The sequence below is a fragment of the Staphylococcus roterodami genome, assembly GCA_022493055.1.
Classification (GTDB): Bacteria; Bacillota; Bacilli; order Staphylococcales; family Staphylococcaceae; genus Staphylococcus; species Staphylococcus singaporensis.
The window spans coordinates 2,678,868-2,701,052 of sequence record CP092781.1; the positions used below are offsets into that span (position 1 = coordinate 2,678,868).

A 22,185-nucleotide genomic window follows, 5' to 3' on the forward strand; every position below is an offset into this window, starting at 1 on the left:
ACAGCTTGGACAGTTTTCAAAATTTTTTTGATGACTGCCCAAGCTTATTTTTTGTTTACGCTTAAACGTTCAAATTAACTTGTTATTATAAATGATGGCATACTTATTATTATCCACCATCAACATTACTGTTCTAAACATTGATAGTCTTCTTTTGAAATGCCTTTTCCTATAAGTACTATATACTCGGGTACTTTTTTCGAAAATGCCATAGGTGTTAATTCATATTGCCCTTGTGTAAATTGAATGAGATACGTATGTGTGGTGTCTTGGAATGTCATAAATCCTTTCAACCTATAAATATGAGACGGAAGGCATGCTAAACGTTCTATAAATTCAGCTTTTGTACATTTGACTGGTGATTGTACAAATTGATGATTAATCATTTGATGTAACGACTTATGTTTATTGTCAGAAGTTACTGTCATTTGGCCAACTGATATTGGCAAAGTGACTCTGCCATGCATACCAACTTGTATATCAGCATCTGGATTAATTACTTCTAAATCTTTTAAAAGTTTGCTCGTCGTATCAACATCTGCTGAATCTATTTTATTAACAAATAAGACAGAACAATATGCTAATTGTTCATAAAATAAGCCTTGAATGTCTTTTGGAAATGATTTTATGTGTTTATACATGCTTGCGTCTACAACACCAATCATATGTGTAATTGTTGTAAACGGAGCTAAAATAGGCGTTAAACAAGCATCTAAAACAGAGACCGGTTCTGCAATCCCACTACATTCAATAAATACAATGTCTGGTTGCTCTTTTAAATATAATTGATGTAACTGTTCTGATACATCTGCTTTCATAGCACAACAGATACACCCCTCTGTCAGTTCACTTAAAGGTATGTCTTCAGATACTAAGGCACCATCAACACTCATTTTCCCAAATTCATTCATGATGACTGCTGGTTTCAGCGATTCCTTTAATGATTCAGCGAGCAAGTGATTTAAGACAGTCGTTTTACCGCCACCTAAAAACCCACCTATAACAACTATTTTCATCTGCGACTCTCCTCTTATACTTCATATGAATAGAATATTCCAAGATAGATTTTCTATTGACTGACAAGACTCTATAATCAGTTATAGTTCATTTCTTTTTTAAATAATCATCATTATCATTTTAACAATGAGGCCTACACCAATAACTAAAGACAATGATGTCACCATTTGTTTTCCAATCAATTTAAGCGCCGATTTACCACCTAAATGTTTCAATAACATCGTCATCGTGACTGAACATGCTGTAAATGTTGAACTAAAAAACACAAGCAGTAGTAACTGTATTGCTGTCATTCCTTGTAATAAGGCGCCTTGATGCAAATTAAACAATAGCATACCGTCTTTTCGGATCATTGAAAATAAAATCCCTGGTGACAATTCTGAAGAAATGCCTAATAACGATAATATAGGTGTGAATATTTGTGATAAAACATTCAAAATTGGCGTTAGTGATAAAATGCTAACAATAAGACAGATTGTTATAAAAATAGGTAACGCTTGAACGATAAACATTTGTATATTTTGCCACATTTGTAGCAACATTTGACGTATATTCGGCATATGTAGTTGCCTATCATAAGGTAGCGGAACGCTAAGTTGTTGATCATTCTTCTTCAACCATATCCTATTATGTAAAATACCACCTAATAGTACTAATATTAAGTACGGCATAAATAGCCATGACTTTCCAGCCACACTAAAAATAGATAATGTCGCGCCTATTTGATAACTGCAAGAACTACCAAAACTTATTAAGCTCATGCACTGTGTCTTCGTACAGGTATGGCATTGGTGTGCTGCTTGTGAAATAGCTGCTGCATTACATCCAAATCCTTCTAGTAGTGGCACGATTTCATTACCTTGTAATCCTATCCGTAACATTGACGGTTCAATTGCCCATATCATCCATGATTTGAGTCCTGTTTGATCAATTACAGCAGTTGATAAGCTAATCAGTATTACAACCGGCAATGCCCACACGAGCGAATATGTTCCAAGTGATAGAACACCATAATCACCAAATAATATATGCTGTAATATATCGTGATTGAGCAATGTTGTTTGAGTTAAATATTCTATCCATGGTGATACATACTGATTTTGAAACCAATCTGAAAATTGATAAGCGATACCGATTGGCAATGCAAACATTAAAAATATCAACAGCCACGCTAAAAATGTCGCACTTATTTTAGGTCTTAAATATCGTCGTTCATGTTGAAATAGTGTCAATTGTTCAATCACATGTTCGCTCGCTATAGGCGAAGAAACGACACTTTCTGCCAATGAAATATCTAATTTCTGTTTAATGATTAGTAATCTTAATTTCGCTTTTTCTGTTGCGGTAAGTTTATCCGCATGACTAATAACCAAATAATGAGGTTCATTAGGTATGGGCGTATAATGCCCTGTTCTCATATCATATTTCACTTCTAACATGTGCAAGACACTTCGCAACATGAATAATCATCTAAATACATTTGATTCTTTTGGTAATTTTCAATGACCTCTTGTTTAGTTGGTAAGCCTTCCCGCTGTGTCAAAAGATGTGCAAGTACTGCAAATCGCGCTCTGAACTTATAGATATAGCATAATTTGGCATTATCATTTTCAACTGTTGCACCAATCATAAAAATATTCGGATAGCGTGTCGATTCATCATGGTTTGTTAATTTAATATCTTGATTGGTTGTCGTAAACAGTTGTTGAACGATTGGATTTTTGGTTGCATCAAAGCCAGTTGCTAATATTGGTTCATGAGGCGTAAGCACACTTTGTCCGCTATCAAAACTGATTTGATACTGTCCGTTGCTATAATCAATATCTTTAACTGTATAATGTACATTCATTTCAATGCGAGCACCTCGTTTAATGACATTACCTAGTCGCTGACGTGTATAAGGTGACAATCTAACACTAGGATCAGCATCCGGATCATTTAAACCGGTTGTGCTAGTATAAAGTGCGATGTCAGAGCCATTTTTTGCAAGTTGATATGCAGCATCAAAGCCACTTTCATTACCTCCGATAACCACATATTGCCCCTTATTAAAGTTATCAAAGTCTTCAATCTCGCTATAATGAATACCATATTTAAAAGGCTTTTTAGGGAAATTATAATCACCTGTTGCGACAAAGATATAATCCGCGTGATATGTCTCTCTTGTCGTTGCAATCGTATAGTATGCATCATCTACAGAGACATTTGTGACAACTGTATTTTCAAAGATATTCAGTTCGTAATGGTTGGCAACCACTTGTAAATATTCAGCATATGTTTCTCCGGAAATATGTTCTTCATTAAATGTAAATGCTGGTGAAGTATCCATAGATACTGCATTCATATCAGGCATGCCAAATCCATTTGACGTAAATGATGGCGTAATCGTACGTGTCGATTTAGGCCAATGTTTAAATGAATGGCCTATCGTTCCTTTTTCTAAAATAATGACATCTTCTATACCGAAATCTTTTAAGGTAATGGCCATACCTATACCTGCAGCACCGGCACCGATAACAACCACTTTATGATGTTGCATATTAACACTCCCTCAATGGTCTATTTCAAGTTATTGTTTTTTGTTTATAAATCGTAATAATTTCGATTTATAAAGTATAGACCTATCCTCGAGAAATTTCAATATTAAAAGAAAAACTTCCGTTATTGTAGAGAATTCATCTACATTTCGGAAGTTGGCTTGCGGGATTTTATTAAATTTAAGGATGCTACGATACGTTCAATTGATTGCGAATGACATTTATTAGAGCCTAGAACATTTATTTATGTCCCAGATTCTTACACATTAGACACAGCTCATGTGTACTTATAAAGTAGACATACATGTGTAAAGCTCATGCATAAGAAATACTAATTTCCATAGATAAAGTATTTCTTTATTGTTGTGTAACTTCTCCACGTTGTATATCACTATCCAAATTTTGTTTCATATTATCAAACAACTCTTGAAATCTATCCTCATCTTGATCAGAATAACCTTTAAAAATAACTGAATCTATATTTTCTTCGTTAAAATAATAAATTTCATCTTCCACAACACCAATGGGATATTTACATGCAGAATAGTCAAACATATACTTTTGATTTTCAATTTCTACAATTGGTCCTCTATTAATAATCATTAACTTTTGCGAACCTTCTTTTAAATAAATAATGCTTCCTATTGTTTCCATTTATTTTCCTCCATTGTCACCGTCTCAATTTCAACATTCCTTCGCATTTCCAAGTCAATCATCTCTTCTTCCGCTTTACGAATGCCATTTTGAATTTGCTGTTGTTGCTCGTATAACGCTTCCGTTGAACGTCGTTTCGCAAAATGAAATTCATCATGGAACTGTTCCATACGACTAGACATATTACTGCTATGATAACGGTCACCTAAATGTTGATATAATTGTTCTATCGAATGATTAAGCTCATCACTTTCATTTATCAAAGCTTTAACCTCTTGCTTTTCGTCATATAAGTCATCCATTTGCTTATGTTTCGCTGTGATTATTTTATTGATTTCAGCAAGTTTATTAGACATCATTTCACCACGTTTTAATTTTTGCTAATTTCATTACCAATCATTACGTCTGTTTGATTAAATTCTTCGCCAACTTTTTGTATACTATCGCTCGCATTTCTTATTGCTTCAGCAACAGATTGATTCTTACTAATCAAATCGTCTATCACACTGTGAGCATTATTATTTCCACTTACTGTTGTACTTTCATCTTTATCCGGTTTCGACACATTATTACATGTTTCAACAGCACTTTTAATAGACGATGATGCACTATTGGTCTTGAAAATATCACTTTGAACTGTACTCATCATTTACACCTCTTCCCATTTAAATTATTTAAAAATTATTAGAAATTGTATCAATATATGATGTTCAAACTTTCAATTATACTTAAATATTGTTTTATGATTATATTCAAATTTATTGTATCAATAAATATGTATCATTCCCAGAATTTTATTGGACGAAAAGTTAGAAAATCACTTTTATTGCAACTCAACCTTGTTTTGCATTACAGAAATTAGCGCTAGAGATTAAAATTTTATTTTCCAGCAATAAAAAAGCACAAATATTTTTATTGAGGCAGCTGTATCGCTTCTCATTGTAAAAATATCTGTGCATATTATTATCTCAATCTAACGTCTTAACTAACTTGTTGTACCTTGTAAAATCTTATCCATAGAATGCGCAACACTATCACGGTACATCTCACCAAATTTCAATAAATGCACCATCAATAAATATAAACGATAAAATTCAAGTCTATAGGATGCACCTTTTGCGAGTGGATAATGTTTATTATAAGCATCATAAAATTCGCTCGTAAAACCACCAAATACCGTTGTAATACCAATATCAAATTCTCTGTCACCATATAATGGTGCTGGATCAAATAATGCGGGACGTCCATCTTGTAAAAACATATAATTACCGCCCCATAAATCACCATGTAATAAAGACGGTTTACTTTGATGATTTTCTAATTCCGCCACAATTTGACTTCGCACTTTGTCATATACTTTGATATCGTTGGTATCCCATAGCCCTCTATTTAGCAACTCTTCTTTCAAATGATCCAAGCGTTTATCGACAAAAATGGTACGCCAATCATCTTGCCAATGATTATCAAAAGAAATATCGCCACCTTCATAAGGTAATGAGAATCCAAATTTTCCTTCTTCTTGTTGCTGACTGTGTAATTGAGCTACTAGTTGCCCTAATTGACGTTGACTCCCTGAAGTCCCTTCTTCTAAATACGTCATCACTAAATACGCATCACCGTTAACTTCGCCACTTGCAATCACTCTAGGTGCCGTGATACCTGCACGCTCAAATTCATTTAAACCTGCAATTTCTGCAGCATAAAATGATTCTTTACGCCCACGTTGAACAAGTAAGAAAAATGTATCCGTGTCTGTTTCGACTCGATATGCTTCGTTTACATCACCACCACTCACTGGTGAAATCTCTTTAATATCTTTTAAAGGTAAATGCTCTAACCATTGTTCATTCATACAAACACCTTCCAATCTACTTACTTTATACTATAATATTGCCTAATTAGGATGATTTAATCTCAAAAACGTTATTCAAACTTGCGTCAATTTTCAAAACTTTTTAGTTTTAACTAGGAAATTATGTAGGGAAATGCTAGTCTATTAAAAGAATATATTTCACATATATTAAGTTGAGGATAGTAAGCCTCAAATATAATGAAATAGGAGCATACTCATGTATAAATTAATTAAACCTTTCTTATTCAAAATCGAACCCGAAAAAGCACACGGACTAACTATCGATGCATTAAAAATGTTACAAAAGTTTCCGGTTTTATTCCCAGTCGTCGATAAACTATTTACTTATAAGAATCCAACGTTATCACAAACGATACAAGGTAATACGTACGACAATCCAATTGGCTTAGCAGCTGGTTTCGACAAATCTTGCGAAGTACCAAAAGCGTTGGAACACCTTGGATTCGGTGCTTTAGAATTAGGTGGTATCACACCTAAACCTCAACCGGGTAACCCTCAACCACGCATGTTTAGATTATTAGAAGATGATGCCTTGATAAATCGAATGGGCTTCAATAATATTGGTATGAACAAAGCACTAAGTCATTTGCGTAAAAATGCTTATCAAGTACCTGTTGGTATCAATGTTGGTGTGAATAAAATGACACCTTATGAAGCGCGTTATCAAGATTATATAAAGGTTATTGATACGTTTAAACACGACGTTTCATTTTTCACAGTCAATATCAGTTCTCCAAATACTGAAAATCTTCAAAACTTCCATGATAAAGATGAATTTTCAATGTTATGCCAAGCTTTAACAACATTTAAAAAACAACATGATGTAACAGTGCCAATTTATTTAAAGCTGACGTCTGATATGGACTTCGATGGCTTAAAAGCACTATTACCGGCGATTACTGAAACATTTGACGGTGTCATCTTAGCAAACACAACGCGACAACGAGATGGTTTATCTTCTGCTAATAAAGTCGAAGAAGGCGGTTTGAGTGGTCGTCCATTATTTGAACGTAATTTAAAATTGATTAAGTATGCTTATCAGCAAACAAATGGTGAATTTTTAATTATAGGTACAGGCGGCGTATTCAGTACTGAAGATGCAATCAAAATGATGCGTCACGGTGCGTCACTTATTCAAATTTATTCATCACTTGTTATTGAAGGACCAGGTTTAACTAAGAAAATGAACAAAGGCATCGCACGTTACTTAAAAGATCATCATTTTGACAATGTTAGTGACATTATTGGGCTAGATGCTTAACCCAACGTAGTCAAATGATGCTTTAAAACTTGCTGAATCGTCTTATTAAAATTATGATATAACTCAAGAAGATATATTTATCACCATTTTTTAAAATAATGGCTTAAATATCATATATCATTAAATATAGCGTTTTATAACGGAGGCGTTTGTTATGGCTAAAGAAACAGATAATAAAAAAACAGTAGCGACTTCTGACAACAAAGACAAACAGCAACAAAATCAAACTGAAGAAGATGAACGTCAAGGTTTAAATGGTTATCGTAAAACAGATCTTGATTTAGAAATTGAGCAAGAGCTACGTGAAATGATGAAAACAGGTGAAAATGAAACGAAAAACGACTACAAAAAGTTTAAAGTTTTTTCTCTTATTTCAACACTTGTCATTGTCATTTTAGCAATTATACGATTTGTTCATAAAATGATGTAACCTATGCCATTATAGAAACTGCGACAATGATTGATGTCCCAGAATCCGGTTATTCATCATAGCAACAATATATACGATTATATAAATAACCCGAGATTTTAGTATGATTTATTTCACTAAAGTCTCGGGTTTCTATTTGATGATTTTTAATGGGGCATGGCTTGCATATGCGCCTGACTTTTATCTCATTTCCAATGATTAATCTGGATATTGTTCTAAAAATGCTTTCGCTTCTTTATTAACTGTTTTAAAATCAATACCTTGTTGCATCGCTGCAAAGACACAGCCACAATAACACTGCCTAAAGATATTATAGTCATTACACATTTCTATGGAACGCTCATAACCTTTACTTTTCTTAAAATCACTTGGCAAATAGTTCACATCGTATATTTTTTGGACATCCATACCAAGTTCATTGATTAATTGTGCGTTCTTTTTAGGGGATAACGTGATTGCACTACCAAAATAATCATACCCATGTTCTACAGCTGCTTTCGCTACAATATCTAAGCGCATTTCAAAACAAGCAGTACAACGTAAGCCGCCTTCTTTTTCATCAGCTAATTCTTTATCCTTCACCATTTTCATAAACTTGTGCGGTTCATAAGGTGCTTCAATATATTTAACATTTGCACCAGTTTTGCGATTAAAATCTTCCACAAATTGTTCTTGCACTTTAGCACGTCGTAAATATTCATTTTTCGGATGAATATTCGAATTCGCGAAATAAATTGCAATGTCTGCATATTGTGTTAAAAACTCTAATGTATATGTACTACAAGGTGCACAACAACTATGCAATAAGATTTTAGGTCTGATTGCTTCTCTTTCCCACTGCCCGATTAACTTTTTAAGCACCTTGTCATAATTAATTTTTTGATTTTTCATTTTACCAATAATTGGTTCAGCATTAATCATGATTTAACCTCCCACATTTAATCATTAACTTCTATTATATATGATTCGTATTAAATGTCAGTCAAAAAAGTTAGAAATTTATTTTAATACATTTATATTTCGAAAATCCCTTATGAATCTGAGGGCATTTAATTTAATGTCTATTTGACAAAGTGATGTTCAAATTGCAATACTCTTCTCTATCATAGATTATTTAGTTTAAGTGACGAATACTATATTTATGAATCATATTTTTTATTTGTTCTAAATTCTTGGAGTCTGTAGCCACAGATACGTAACTATCTGGGCGTACCAGAAATACTGAGTTTTCTTTAATACCTTTAGCATACATTGATTTGTTCCAAGGAACGTTATACATTGGAACCCCTGTTTCATAGGCTAATTGTTTAACATCTTGTGTCATTGTCCCATATAGGTGTATTTGCCAATTATATGATTTTAAGGGTACAAAGTTATCAATGTTTTCGTTATAAACCCATGGTAGACGATCCCCACCTTTAATTTCGCCATATTCTCCAGTACTTAATTCACTTTGATGATAGTTTAAATTGGTTTGAGAAATAGTTTTAAATAATAATTTTTTCAGAGTATTAAAACGTAATAATTTGGGTGCTAAGAAAGGAATAACAAAGTTTTTAACCATACGACTATTAACCATGATTTGAAAAGCTGTATCAGTCGTATTAACTAATTTTTTGGCAAACTCAATACGTTCTGGTTCATAAGTATCTAACAAATTTGTCGATGCTTCACCTTTTAATACCGCTGAGATTTTCCAGGCTAAATTAAGTGCATCGCTGATACCTGTATTCATACCTTGCCCACCTGCCGGACTATGAATATGACCAGCATCACCACAAATGAAAACGCGACCCACTCGAAATCTTTCGGCTACACGATGATGAGCACGATAAGATGAATACCAATTCACCTTGTTTACCTTAATTGGTAAGATACGTTCTACATGAGGAATAAGTGTCACAAAATCTTTAGGAGCATCACCATCCACTTTTAAATTGTCAGGGACTAATCCAATCAATCTCAATTGCCCTTTAAATCTAACAGGAAATCCCATACAAAAATAATTATCGTGGAAGCCCATGGATGCACCTTTTAATTCTGTTCCATTTTCTACGTCAGCAACAAAAAAGGTTTGTCGGTAAGTACCACCAGCGAAACCAATATCAAGTGATTTTCTAACAACACTACTTGCGCCATCGCAACCACAAATATAAGAAAAAGTTTGTGTTGAAACGCTACCGTCAGGTGATTGAATTTTAGCTGTTACAGCATTACCTTCATCTGTAAACGATACTAATTCATGCTTCCAATCAATATGACCACCTAAGTTTTTCAGTTCATCAACAAGAATTTTTTCATGTATGTCTTGGGGTAATGTTAAAACATATGGATAAGGGCTAATACCTTTGCCTAATTTACCTAATGGAATTTGTGCGATTGCTTTTTTATCTTTATACAAGTTTAATGTAGCTGCTTCAATACCGCTTTCAACAATTCTATCTACAAATCCAAATTGCTGGTAGAATTCTAATACTCTAGATTGAATAGCCATGGCACGAGAAGCAGTACCCGGGCCTTCATTTTTATCAATAATTTTAAATGGAACACCTTGATTACTTAGTGAAATTGCCATAGCTAGTCCACTAGGGCCAGCGCCAACTATTAATACTCCATTGTTCATATTTATCTATCTCCTATACAATTTACTTTTTTATTATTGATTAAGCATATATCGATTAGCTAAAGTGTTCAATTACTACAAATTAGAAAATGAACACTTTTAAATATGTGTTCATTAAAATTAATCACCTTACATAATTACCACGGTGTTTATACGCGCTCTTTCTATGTCTAAACAATCAAATAATTCATATATTGAGATATTCAAAATCTCAATCAAAAATAAAATGCCACGTAAATAAGTTATGCACACTAAAAGTGCATATAGAAAGTTTGTATTTTGAAAATTGGTTTTCAGGCGTTTTGCCTGGATTACAAAATTAAAATTTATAGGAGAATTGATTAAATACATATGATTACGAAAAGATATTTAGCGACCTCATGTATGGTTCAAAAAGTAAAAGCACTAGTTTAGATAAAACAATTGGATTTGTAATTTCATCCTCCAATTTATCATGTTTTTTACAAAAAATTGATTTCAATTAATCGTTAAAGTTATACTTTTGTCTATTTTTAATGTAACATGATGTCAGCAATAAAAATAATACATTGAGGTGTTTTTCATGACAGCATTATTCCCTTATATCGCTTTTGAAAATTCAAAAGAAGCCCTTGCATATTACGAAGAAGTATTTGGTGCAACAGATGTTAAACGTTTAGAAGTTGGCGAAGAACAAGCGCCACATTTTGGTATGACTAAAGAGCAAGCTCAAGAAGCAACAATGCATGCCGAATTTGAAGTATTAGGCGTTAAAGTTTTATGTTCTGATTCTTTTGGCCGTGCAGACAAAATTAATAATGGTATTTCATTATTAATCGATTATGATGTTAACAATAAGGAAGATGCAGATAAAGTTGAAGCATTTTACGAGCAACTTAAAGAACATTCTTCAATTGAAATAGAAATGCCATTTGCTGATCAGTTCTGGGGTGGTAAAATGGGCGTATTTGCAGATAAATATGGTGTACGTTGGATGTTACATGGCCAAGACTATACTGCAATTCAGCAATAATATTATTGCTGAAGATATAATTTAATAATGTGTTCTAACGTTATTTAGAAAGGCAAGCCACTCTCGATTCATCGCTTGCCTTATTTTTATTGTATATTTTTAATTATCGTTGCAGGCCCTTGATTGACAATCGTATTAAAATGCCTAATTAATTCACTCTTGTCTATACGGTTTGGATCTTCTACCCAATGTCTTATCAAAGACAGCCCAGCACCTGAAACATAACTCATGAAATAGGAAAACGGTATACCATTAATTTGGTCATTTTCATTTTTATAGCGTTGTAAATGACACATAATTAAGTCATATAGTTTTTCGTGTATATTTGAATCTTTACCCATACGAAACATCAATTGATAAAATGCGATATCTTTCTCTATCATATCTATTAAAACAGTCATAATTTGATAGATGTTATCTGTGGACAACTTAACTGCTTCACTTAAGTTTTCACCATGAATAAAGTCTCTTATTTCCTCTAAATGCTGATCTTCTAATTTTTCAAGAAAATCATATTTATCATAATAATGCGTATAAAATGTACTACGGTTAACATCAGCTAAATCTGCAATTTGTTGCACAGTAATCTCTTCTAATTGGTGCTGATATAAAAGTTCCAGAAATGCATTTCTCATTGCAACTTGTGATTTTCTAATACGTCGATCTATAGTCATTTGTCTCAAGTCCTCCCCAATGATTTTTAACAATTATAAACGTTATGTTCATTATCCTACAAATCTCCAACATTGATGATTGGCACACAATGTTTACCTGTTTAATATAGGTGATACAAACAGAAAAAGGTGATAACAATGAACCAACATTTATTAGGAAATCCAAAATTAACTGTAACCAATGTCAATGAAGTGAAAGCCGGTATTAATCACATCGTTGTCGACAGTGTTCAATATGGAAATCAAGAAATGATTATGGAAAAAGATGTCACTGTAAAAATGCGCGATGGCGAAAAATTATATATTAATATTTTCAGACCAAACAAAGATGGACAATTCCCTGTAGTCATGTCTGCAGATACTTACGGTAAAGATAATAAGCCTAAAATTACAAATATGGGTCCACTTTGGCCAACATTAGGTGCAATTCCAACATCTAGTTTTACACCTGAAGAGTCACCAGATTCAGGATTTTGGGTGCCAAATGATTATGTCGTAGTTAAAGTTGCATTACGCGGTAGTGATAAATCTAAGGGAGTCTTATCTCCTTGGTCAAAAAGAGAAGCGGAAGATTATTACGAAGTGATTGAATGGGCAGCAAAACAGCCATGGAGTAATGGAAATATCGGAACAAATGGTGTTTCTTATCTTGCGGTGACTCAATGGTGGGTCGCATCATTAAATCCACCACATTTAAAAGCAATGATTCCTTGGGAAGGATTAAATGATATGTATAGAGAAGTAGCCTTTCACGGGGGTATTCCGGATACTGGCTTTTATCGTTTCTGGATACAAGGTATTTTTGCGAGATGGACAGATAATCCAAATATCGAAGACATGATTCAAGCACAACAAGAGCACCCATTGTTCGATGATTTTTGGAAACAGCGTCAAGTGCCATTATCACAAATTAAAACACCTCTACTAACATGTGCGAGTTGGTCTACACAAGGTTTGCACAACCGTGGCTCTTTTGAAGGATTTAAACAAGCTGCATTAGAAGAAAAATGGCTATATGTTCACGGACGTAAAGAGTGGGAAAGCTACTACGCTAGAGAAAATCTCGAACGCCAAAAAGCATTCTTTGATTTTTACCTTAAAGAGGAAAATAATGATTGGAAAGATACACCTCATGTCATTTACGAAGTTAGAGATCAATTTTATAAAGGCGAATTCAAATCAGCATCAGCGTTCCCTTTACCTAACACAGAATATACACCACTGTATTTTAATGCTGAAAATCACACATTGAATCATGCAAAGATTAGTAGCGTGCATGTCGCACAATATGACTCTTTGGATAAACAACAAGATGTTCGTTTTAAATATACGTTTGACAAAGATACTGAGTTAGTTGGAAACATGAACTTAAAACTATGGGTACGTACTACAGACTCAGACGATATGGATGTATTTGCAGGTATTAAAAAGTTAGATCGTCGTGGTAATGAAGTTAACTTCCCTGATTTTAATCATATTGAAAATGGTCAAGTTGCCACTGGTTGGTTGCGTGTATCTCATCGTGAATTAGATCAAGAAAAATCCACAATTGTGCAACCTTGGCATACACATGAAACAGAATTAAAGTTGTCACAAGATGAGATTGTACCTGTTGAAATCGAATTGTTACCTTCAGGAACGTTATTTAAACAAGGTGAAACATTAGAAGTTGTTGTAAAAGGTAGTGAAATTGTAATGGGTAATAGTACCCCTGGAATGAAAACACGTTATGAGCACGAAGAAACTGTAAATAAAGGCATGCACATGATTTATACTGGTGGTAAATATGATTCACAATTAATCATTCCTGTCATTAATTGATATGCAGCGATTACGGTCGCTTTTGATTAAAAGTGACATAGTGAAAGTATTGTATAACAAGAGAAGACCACACGCTTGGAATCTCAAACCAAGGTGTGGCCTTTTTTATTATTGATGGCTATTTAATTTTATAAATCTTGTCACAAAGCTTACTACAAGCAATGTTAGACCAGTAAGTAAAGCCATAGTTGCTATATTACTTTCATTGCTTACGCCTGTTTTTGGCAATTCTTTCAATTGTTGCTTATGTATAGACTTGCCCTTGCTATCCCAATGATTACTTTGTTGTTTAGCTATTTGTTTATTACTTTTTGTGTGAGTATCATTTGCTTTAACACTTGGATTTACAGCACCATTATTCGATGTTACTTTGGCGTTTTTCAACTGATTAATAACATTTGGATCTTTCGTGCCATCTATTAAATTATCTGGATGTTTTAGTAAATGTCTGCAGTCCGATACTATTTTAGAACCATTTGCCTTTACCGCATTATTCTGCACCTCATTATCATCTTTCAACTGCTTGATAACATCTGGATCTTTCGTGCCATCTATTAAATTATCAAGTTTTTTCACACGTGCTATGTCACTAACTGGCCCAGGATAATTTGCATCCGGTTGTCTAACTGGTATTAAATTGCTGTTTTCATTCACACCTTCAGGCTTGTTATTTTCAGCGTTCGCATTATCCGTAAAAATCAACACTGATAAAATTGCAACAAATAAACTTATAACTTTTTTCATCATATCCACCTTCTTCAGACCATCATTCTATTTCGTATAATTTTATTATATAATTGTTATCAATTCAATATTTTTCACTTCACAAAACTAAACAACATGTCATTAACTTATCTCGTTAAGTTAAGAATTCTATTTTCTACCAAAGAAATTCTGAATACTTTTTTGAAATTCAATTTGCAAAACTATTTCTTTTTAAACATGTCCATCATTTAACACTGATAAAATTGCAACGATAATACCTTTACTTCTATTACGCTAACCCAATAGGCATAAAAATAAAAACCCCTAATGGATAACTACATTGTTATCTACTAGAGGTTTCTAACCTATACTATTTTATAACACTATCGTATTTTCTTTTTCATGAATCATTTCAATAATGACATTGTCTTCATTCATTACTGCTACTTTAGGTGCATGGTTTTTAATTTCTTCTTCATTCAACTGTGCATAAGTCATGATTATGACTACATCGCCTACTTCAACAAGTCTTGATGCTGCACCGTTCAAACAAATTTTACCACTACCTCTTTCACCAGCTATTACGTATGTTTCAAAACGTGCACCATTATTATTATTCACGATGGCTACTTTTTCATTTGGCAAGATGTCTACCGCTTCCAATATATCTGAATCAATCGTAATGCTACCTACATAATTTAAATTTGACTCAGTCACTCTTGCTCTATGAATTTTAGCGTTCATCATTGTTCTTATCACTTTATTCAGCTCCAATTATTATATTATCTATTAAACGCGCTTTTGAAAATTTAACAGCTAACGAGATAAAAATGCGTCCAGTTATTTCGTGTTGTTCTACTAATTGAGGATAACTATAAACAGCAACTTCTTCAATGCGTCCACTTATATGTGATTCAAGATATTGAGTAACCCTGTCTATAATTACTTTACTTTGACGTTCACCGTCTTGATACAATGCTTGTGCTAATAGCAAACTTTTACTTAAATGTACCGCTTCTTGTCGTTCTTTCTCCGTTAAATAAACATTTCTCGAACTTTTCGCCAAACCATCTGCTTCTCGAACGATATCAATACCAATAATTTCAACGGCATGATTGAAGTCTTTTACCATTTGCTCGACAATAGCCAATTGCTGGGCGTCTTTTTTACCAAAATAAGCATAATCCGGCATAACAATATTAAATAGCTTATTAACTACTGTTACCACACCATCAAAATGCCCTGGACGCTTTGCACCTTCTAACACATCAGCTAATGGACCTACTTTGACATCAATACCTAAATCACCTGGATACATATCTTCTACTGTAGGATGAAAGACAATATCCGCACCTACTTCTGATACTAATTCCAAATCTTTATCAATTTGCCTCGGATAAGCATCGAAATCTTCGTTTGGACCAAATTGTAATGGGTTAACAAATACACTCACCACTGTAATATCATTTGTACTAACTGATTCACGTACCATCGTTAAATGTCCATCATGTAAAGCCCCCATTGTTGGGATAAAACCAATCGTTGTGCCTGAGCGTTTGGCTACTTTAACAATGTGTTGCATCTCTTTTACCGTAGTAATCAGCTTAGTCATTGTTATTAACCTCATTCATAATTTTCTTTTTATACGTATATTCTTCTGATGGAAATGCACCAGATTTAACTTCTTGATCGTATTGTTTTAAACCATCCACACCAACACTAAAATCAGCAAATTGCTTCACAAATTTCGCTTTATGTTCAACACCATAATTTAACATATCGTGATAAACCAATACTTGACCATCTGTTCCTTTTCCTGCACCAATACCAATGACCGGAATTGTTAAATGCTTGCTAATTTCTTCTGCTAAATCATTTGGAATTGCTTCAAGTACTAACGCAACTGCACCAGCTTGTTCTACATTTTTCGCATCTAAAATAAGTTGCTCCGCTGCTTCTTTCGTTGCACCTTGTAATTTATACCCCATAACGCCAACACTTTGAGGTGTTAATCCTAAATGTGCAACTACAGGAATACCAATTGCCGTTGCTTTTTCAATAAATGGTGTAATATGCGCTCCTTCTGCTTTAATCGCATTTGCATTTGTCTCTTGATAAAGTCTTAATGCATTATTTAAATCTTGAGTCATAGAGATGCCTACTGCACCAATGGGCATATCAACAACTACAAATGTATTTGGTGCGCCTCTTCTTACTGCACGACCGTGATGAATCATATCTGCTAACGTCACTTGTACGGTACTTTCATAACCTAATACAGTCATACCAAGCGAATCACCAACAAGAATCATATCAATACCCGCTGCTTCCACTTGTTTAGCACTTGGAAAATCATAAGCTGTTACCATAGAAATTTTAGTTTGCTTTTGTTTCATATCTATTAATTGACTTACTGTTTTCAATGTTATTCAACCTCTTTTTGCAGTATTATTAGAAATAGTATAATGAATCTTTTATAGAAAGGAAAGAAGAAGATGCTATCAGTTGCGATTATCGGCCCTGGCGCAGTCGGTACAACTATTGCTTACGAATTACAACAATCATTGCCTCATACAACGCTTATCGGGAGACACGCCAAAACAATAACATATTATACTGTACCACATGCACCGGCACAAGACATTACTGTGATGGGGTATGATGATATAACAAATGTATTCGATGTGATTATTATAGCTGTAAAAACACATCAACTAACTGAAGTTATTCCTCATTTAACTCATCTTGCACATGAGGATACACTTATCATTTTAGCTCAAAATGGTTATGGTCAACTCGAACATATTCCATTTAAAAACGTATGCCAAGCAGTTGTCTATATAAGTGGTCAAAAGAAAGGCAATGTTGTTACGCACTTCAGAGATTATCAATTACGTATACAAGATAATGCATTAACACGACAATTTAGAGATTTGATCCAAGACAGTCAAATCGACATTGTATTAGAAGCAAATATTCAACAAGCCATTTGGTATAAATTGTTAGTTAACTTGGGCATTAATTCTATCACAGCACTAGGCAGGCAGACTGTCGCAATTATGCATAACCCTGAAATACGTATGTTATGTAGACAATTACTTGAAGATGGTTGTCGGGTTGCACAGGCTGAAGGTCTAGACTTTTCAGAGCAAACCGTTGATACCATTATGTCAATATATCAAGGTTATCCAGACGAAATGGGTACGAGCATGTATTATGATATTATGCATCACCAGCCTCTTGAAATTGAAGCAATTCAAGGATTTATTTATCGCCGTGCACGAGCACATCAACTCGACACCCCGTACTTAGACACCATTTACAGCTTTTTAAAAGCATATCAACAACAATTTTAAATATACGCACATACTAAAGACCTTAACGCCATATTTAAAACATATCGTTCTAAATATCGTTAAGGTCTTCTTATGATATAGAATTATTCGGCTTCTCTAATTTCTTCTGCCACATCTTTGTAATCAATTTTCGTTTTAACAAATGTCTCATTATTTACTGGGAAATGTTGTTGAAATGTTTCAAAGTTTTGAATTTCAATGATGACATCCTCCACTTCAAAGTCAAGCACGTGTCCACCATAACTTCTTTCATCATCCGCAAAATGAATATGGAAACCAGAAGATCCTACACCATGAAATAATTCTGGTGTAAAAAATCCAACAACAGTACCACGAATATTTTGCCTTGTTTCTTCCGGCTGTCTACGCGCTGAATCAATCAAACGTGTGTATGGTGGTTGCTGTGCAGGCATCATTCGTACATGCATATGTTTAAAGGTGCCATAAATTTTTACTGCTGAAAATAAATTTTCACTTAACATTTCATTTTTAATTTGTGTAAACACATCTTCTTGGGACAGTTGTTGCAATGAAAAAGTTTTACTTGCTTTAAAATTAGTAATTGATGCATACGGTACTTTCTCATCACCAGTTAACTCTATAAATTGTTTGTGTTCATTAGCATGATATGCCTTTCCATCTAAAAAGATTACTTCTCCATCAGAACCAGTTAACGTTGCAATTCCTAAATTCCCATGTTCCAATAGTTCATTAATTGTCGCAGTTCCCTCTAGTAGACCAGCCATTAATGTGCCTAATGTGCCATGTTGATACAAGACATTTGTCATTCGAAAACCATCTCCCATATAGTATTACTAGTCGTCATGCTCTAAAATGTACCTCATGTATTATCCCTATCCTATAAAGTCAATTACATCTCGATATTTTGCTTCGAGTCATTAATTTTTTATGAGTCATGATACTTTATTCATTTATTATTTTACGCCAAAAGTATTCTCTCTATCAATGACTGTACAAAAAATGAACCTATCAATGTAACAGATTACTGCAACTTTGATAGATTCACTTATCCCTAACATATCTATTTTAAAGAATAAAAATGTATTAGTCTTCTAATAAATATTTAATTGAATCGAAAGTATCTTCTAATGTTTTAACTGATTTGTCGAATAATGCTTGTTCTTCAGCACTTAATGGCATTTCATAAATTTTAACTGCGCCATGTTGGTTAACTAATGTTGGTACGCCTAGGTAAACGCCTTTGTGACCACCATATTGACCATCTAATTGTATAGAAACATTTAAGACATTATTTTCATTATTTAAAATAGCTTTTGAAATGCGCATCAATGCTAATGCAATACCATAGTATGTTGAACCTTTAGCTTGGATAATTTCGTAAGCTGCGTCACGTGTATTTACATAAATTTCTTCCGCTTTAGCTTCACTACCTGTTTGTTCTTTTAACGTGTCATATACTGAAATACCTGCAACATTTGCTTGTGACCAAACAGCAAGTTCTGTATCGCCATGTTCACCAATAATACTTGCGTCAACACTTGAAGGTGCAACACCAAGTTCTTGGCTAATTAAATATTGTAAACGCGCACTATCCAATACAGTACCTGAACCGATAACACGCTCTGCTGGTAATCCAGTATATTCTTTTACAAATCTTGTTAAAATGTCAACAGGATTTGCCGCGATTAAGAAGTAACCATCGAAACCACTATCCATTACACTTTTAACAATACTTTTCATAATCTTTGTATTCTTTTCAACTAATTGCAAACGTGTTTCACCTGGTTTTTGAGGTGCTCCAGCAGTAATAACTACTAGATCTGCGTCTTTACAGTCTTCGTATTCACCTGCTTTCACATCAACTGGCGAAGGACTGTGGACTGTACCATGGTTTAAATCTTGAACATCTGCTTTTACTTTGTCTTTTGCAATGTCAATAATTACAAATTCATCAGCAACACCTTGCGTAACCATTGCAAAGGCATAGCTTGATCCTACAGATCCATCTCCGATTAATACAACCTTTTTACCAAATGTTTTCATAATTATGTCTCCTAACCTAATTGAATTTATTTTACACGTGACTACACGTAAAAATATCTATACTGAAATTAAAGATTAACAATTTTATTTTATTATAATATTATGCTACTAAATTACAAACATAAAACTGAGATGTAAGCGGAGTCAATTTACACTCTAACGCCAATAAATATTGATATTTCAAGGTTTTGCACGTGATTTGAAATTTGTGACAATTTTTAGCATCCGAAAGTTGCGTTATGTCGCTATATATAAGCATTTTCAAACTATTCTACTTACTAATTTTTTTAATCCAAAAAGTATGGTTTATCGACTTAAATTGCATATCAAGTTATATCCATACAACTTTTTATCCTCATCATATGTCAAAAATATTTTCACGGTCAAAGAATTCCTTTTTCTTTCATTTATATACTTTATCTACCTCTTAATTTAACGCTATTACTACTGCAATTTTAAAATTTCTCATATAATGTACAAAATTGTTAGAAAATTAGCAAAAAGTAGTACTTATTCATATAATTTCTGCTATAATCAATTTTATCATTTAAAAAATCTATGGGCGTTATCAAAGCAAGTCATTAATCTGTAACATAAAGTTGTGATTTTTCAGAATTTTTAGACAAAATATTAATTATTTGTGCTATGATATAACATATTAAAAAACACCGTATAGAATTGTTTATGAATGTTTGGGAGGTAAGTTTATGGGAAGTTTTTTCAATAAAATAGCACGAAAAGAGGATCCGACCATCTATCAAAATAAAGACGGTCATTTAAAGCGTACTTTACGCGTACGTGATTTCTTAGCCTTAGGTGTGGGCACGATTGTATCAACATCTATCTTTACACTACCTGGTATTGTCGCTGCAGAGCACGCAGGTCCAGCCGTTGCATTATCATTTTTACTTGCGGCTATAGTAGCTGGTTTAGTTGCATTTACTTATGCTGAAATGGCAGCCGCTATGCCATTTGCGGGTTCAGCGTATTCTTGGGTTAACGTGTTATTTGGGGAGTTTTTCGGTTGGGTTGCCGGTTGGGCTTTATTAGCTGAATACTTTATAGCCGTTGCCTTTGTAGCTTCTGGATTTTCAGCGAATTTAAGAGGACTGGTGAAACCAATAGGTATTGAGTTACCAGCAGCTTTATCAAATCCATTCGGTACAAATGGTGGCTTTATCGATGTTATTGCAGCTATCGTTATTTTATTGACTGCACTGTTACTATCACGCGGTATGTCGGAAGCAGCACGTATGGAAAATATTTTAGTTATTTTAAAAGTATTAGCTATTATTTTATTTGTTATCGTAGGTCTAACAGCTATTAATGCAAGCAACTATGTTCCATTTATTCCAGAACATAAGGTTACTGCTACAGGTGACTTTGGTGGTTGGCAAGGTATTTATGCTGGTGTTTCAATGATTTTCTTAGCGTATATTGGTTTCGATTCTATCGCTGCGAACTCAGCAGAGGCACTTAATCCACAAAAGACTATGCCTAGAGGTATTCTTGGCTCATTAGGTATTGCTATTGTATTATTTATTGCGGTTGCACTTGTGTTAGTAGGTATGTTCCATTACTCACAATACGCAAACAATGCTGAGCCTGTTGGTTGGGCATTACGTCAAAGTGGACATGGTATTATAGCTGCTATTGTTCAAGCAATCTCTGTAATCGGTATGTTTACAGCGTTAATTGGTATGATGTTAGCTGGCTCACGCTTATTATATTCATTTGGTCGTGATGGCTTATTACCTTCATGGTTAAGCCATTTAAATGACAAACATTTACCAAACCGTGCACTTGTTGTATTAACAATTATTGGCGTTTTAATTGGGTCAATGTTCCCATTCGCTTTCTTAGCACAATTAATTTCAGCAGGTACATTAGTCGCATTTATGTTTGTATCATTAGCAATGTACCGTTTAAGAAAACGTGAAGGTAAAGATTTACCAATTCCTGCATTTAAATTACCTTTATACCCTGTATTACCAGCCGTAACATTTGTCTTAGTATTGCTTGTATTCTGGGGCTTAGGTTTTGAAGCAAAATTATATACATTAATCTGGTTTATTGTTGGTATCATTCTATATTTAAGTTATGGATATAGACACTCTAAGAAAAATGATGTAGCAGAATATCACCCGCCAAAATAAAACAAAATAAAAAATCATTTCCCATCTAAACAACACATTGA

General features: G+C 33.8%; 22 protein-coding genes. 6 read left to right on the forward strand and 16 right to left on the reverse strand.

All coding sequences use genetic code 11. The features are described 5' to 3' along the window. Nucleotides 1-125 precede the first annotated feature (125 nt). From ML436_13145 to ML436_13175, 7 genes are all read right to left on the reverse strand, one after another. A complete protein-coding gene (locus ML436_13145) occupies nt 126-1,016 on the reverse strand; it encodes a GTP-binding protein (GenBank protein UMT78050.1) in 891 nt (296 codons plus the stop codon). Between the two features lie 99 nt (nt 1,017-1,115). Next, nucleotides 1,116-2,456: a ferrous iron transporter B gene (locus tag ML436_13150; GenBank protein UMT78051.1), complete on the reverse strand. Its 1,341-nt coding sequence runs from the start codon at nt 2,454-2,456 to the stop codon at nt 1,116-1,118. Further along, complete coding sequence (locus tag ML436_13155; GenBank protein UMT78052.1) at nt 2,450-3,556, reverse strand: NAD(P)-binding domain-containing protein; 1,107 nt, start codon at nt 3,554-3,556, stop codon at nt 2,450-2,452. Before ML436_13155 ends, ML436_13150 begins: the two co-directional genes overlap by 7 nt. A 355-nt stretch (nt 3,557-3,911) precedes the next feature. Next, on the reverse strand, nt 3,912-4,208 hold the full coding sequence (locus tag ML436_13160; GenBank protein ID UMT78053.1) for a DUF4176 domain-containing protein: 297 nt from the start codon (nt 4,206-4,208) through the stop codon (nt 3,912-3,914). After that, nucleotides 4,196-4,564 (reverse strand): hypothetical protein, encoded by a 369-nt coding sequence (locus ML436_13165; GenBank protein UMT78054.1) that lies wholly within the window; start codon nt 4,562-4,564, stop codon nt 4,196-4,198. Before ML436_13165 ends, ML436_13160 begins: the two co-directional genes overlap by 13 nt. A gap of 14 nt (nt 4,565-4,578) precedes the next feature. Then, nucleotides 4,579-4,857, reverse strand: coding sequence for a TIGR04197 family type VII secretion effector (locus tag ML436_13170; GenBank protein ID UMT78055.1), 279 nt, complete (start codon nt 4,855-4,857; stop codon nt 4,579-4,581). A 336-nt stretch (nt 4,858-5,193) separates the two neighbouring features. Then, nucleotides 5,194-6,060, reverse strand: a complete 867-nt coding sequence (locus tag ML436_13175) for a fructosamine kinase family protein (protein UMT78056.1) — start codon at nt 6,058-6,060, stop codon at nt 5,194-5,196. 217 nt (nt 6,061-6,277) lie between these two features. Between ML436_13175 and ML436_13180 the strand changes: the two genes are divergently transcribed. Together ML436_13180 and ML436_13185 are read left to right on the forward strand one after the other, a co-directional pair. Next, the gene (locus ML436_13180; GenBank protein ID UMT78057.1) at nt 6,278-7,342 is read left to right on the forward strand and encodes a quinone-dependent dihydroorotate dehydrogenase; all 1,065 of its coding nucleotides are present in this window, start codon (nt 6,278-6,280) and stop codon (nt 7,340-7,342) included. 154 nt (nt 7,343-7,496) lie between these two features. Beyond that, entirely contained in the window at nt 7,497-7,772 is a 276-nt protein-coding gene (locus tag ML436_13185) for a hypothetical protein (GenBank protein UMT78058.1), read from the forward strand. 198 nt (nt 7,773-7,970) lie between these two features. Here ML436_13185 and ML436_13190 read toward each other — a convergent pair whose 3' ends face one another. Together ML436_13190 and ML436_13195 are read right to left on the reverse strand one after the other, a co-directional pair. Continuing rightward, nucleotides 7,971-8,693, reverse strand: a complete 723-nt coding sequence (locus ML436_13190) for an epoxyqueuosine reductase QueH (GenBank protein ID UMT78059.1) — start codon at nt 8,691-8,693, stop codon at nt 7,971-7,973. A gap of 193 nt (nt 8,694-8,886) precedes the next feature. Then, on the reverse strand, nt 8,887-10,395 hold the full coding sequence (locus ML436_13195; GenBank protein ID UMT78060.1) for an FAD-dependent monooxygenase: 1,509 nt from the start codon (nt 10,393-10,395) through the stop codon (nt 8,887-8,889). Nucleotides 10,396-10,957: 562 nt separating this feature from the next. Between ML436_13195 and ML436_13200 the strand changes: the two genes are divergently transcribed. Further along, a complete protein-coding gene (locus ML436_13200) occupies nt 10,958-11,407 on the forward strand; it encodes a glyoxalase/bleomycin resistance/extradiol dioxygenase family protein (GenBank protein ID UMT78061.1) in 450 nt (149 codons plus the stop codon). Nucleotides 11,408-11,493: 86 nt separating this feature from the next. On the opposite strand, the gene ML436_13205 is transcribed toward ML436_13200, so the two are convergent. Continuing rightward, nucleotides 11,494-12,081, reverse strand: coding sequence for a TetR/AcrR family transcriptional regulator (locus ML436_13205; GenBank protein ID UMT78062.1), 588 nt, complete (start codon nt 12,079-12,081; stop codon nt 11,494-11,496). Between the two features lie 138 nt (nt 12,082-12,219). On the opposite strand from ML436_13205, the gene ML436_13210 reads away from it, so the two are divergent. After that, nucleotides 12,220-13,902, forward strand: a complete 1,683-nt coding sequence (locus ML436_13210; GenBank protein ID UMT78063.1) for a CocE/NonD family hydrolase — start codon at nt 12,220-12,222, stop codon at nt 13,900-13,902. 108 nt (nt 13,903-14,010) lie between these two features. Here the strand turns inward: ML436_13210 and sasK are convergent, their stop codons facing one another. From sasK to panB, 4 genes are all read right to left on the reverse strand, one after another. Continuing rightward, nucleotides 14,011-14,646 (reverse strand): LPXTG-anchored surface protein SasK, encoded by a 636-nt coding sequence (sasK, locus tag ML436_13215; protein ID UMT78064.1) that lies wholly within the window; start codon nt 14,644-14,646, stop codon nt 14,011-14,013. Nucleotides 14,647-14,982: 336 nt separating this feature from the next. Further along, a complete protein-coding gene (locus ML436_13220; GenBank protein ID UMT78065.1) occupies nt 14,983-15,366 on the reverse strand; it encodes an aspartate 1-decarboxylase in 384 nt (127 codons plus the stop codon). Nucleotide 15,367: 1 nt separating this feature from the next. Then, nucleotides 15,368-16,219, reverse strand: a complete 852-nt coding sequence (gene panC, locus ML436_13225; protein UMT78066.1) for a pantoate--beta-alanine ligase — start codon at nt 16,217-16,219, stop codon at nt 15,368-15,370. Further along, nucleotides 16,212-17,030: a 3-methyl-2-oxobutanoate hydroxymethyltransferase gene (gene panB, locus ML436_13230; GenBank protein UMT78067.1), complete on the reverse strand. Its 819-nt coding sequence runs from the start codon at nt 17,028-17,030 to the stop codon at nt 16,212-16,214. Before panB ends, panC begins: the two co-directional genes overlap by 8 nt. A gap of 72 nt (nt 17,031-17,102) precedes the next feature. Between panB and ML436_13235 the strand changes: the two genes are divergently transcribed. Continuing rightward, nucleotides 17,103-17,963 (forward strand): oxidoreductase, encoded by an 861-nt coding sequence (locus ML436_13235; protein UMT78068.1) that lies wholly within the window; start codon nt 17,103-17,105, stop codon nt 17,961-17,963. Nucleotides 17,964-18,046: 83 nt separating this feature from the next. On the opposite strand, the gene budA is transcribed toward ML436_13235, so the two are convergent. Beyond that, nucleotides 18,047-18,751 (reverse strand): acetolactate decarboxylase, encoded by a 705-nt coding sequence (gene budA, locus ML436_13240; protein ID UMT78069.1) that lies wholly within the window; start codon nt 18,749-18,751, stop codon nt 18,047-18,049. Nucleotides 18,752-19,028: 277 nt separating this feature from the next. Next, nucleotides 19,029-19,988: an L-lactate dehydrogenase gene (locus tag ML436_13245; protein ID UMT78070.1), complete on the reverse strand. Its 960-nt coding sequence runs from the start codon at nt 19,986-19,988 to the stop codon at nt 19,029-19,031. Nucleotides 19,989-20,695: 707 nt separating this feature from the next. Between ML436_13245 and ML436_13250 the strand changes: the two genes are divergently transcribed. Then, on the forward strand, nt 20,696-22,144 hold the full coding sequence (locus ML436_13250) for an amino acid permease (GenBank protein UMT78071.1): 1,449 nt from the start codon (nt 20,696-20,698) through the stop codon (nt 22,142-22,144). Nucleotides 22,145-22,185 lie beyond the last annotated feature (41 nt).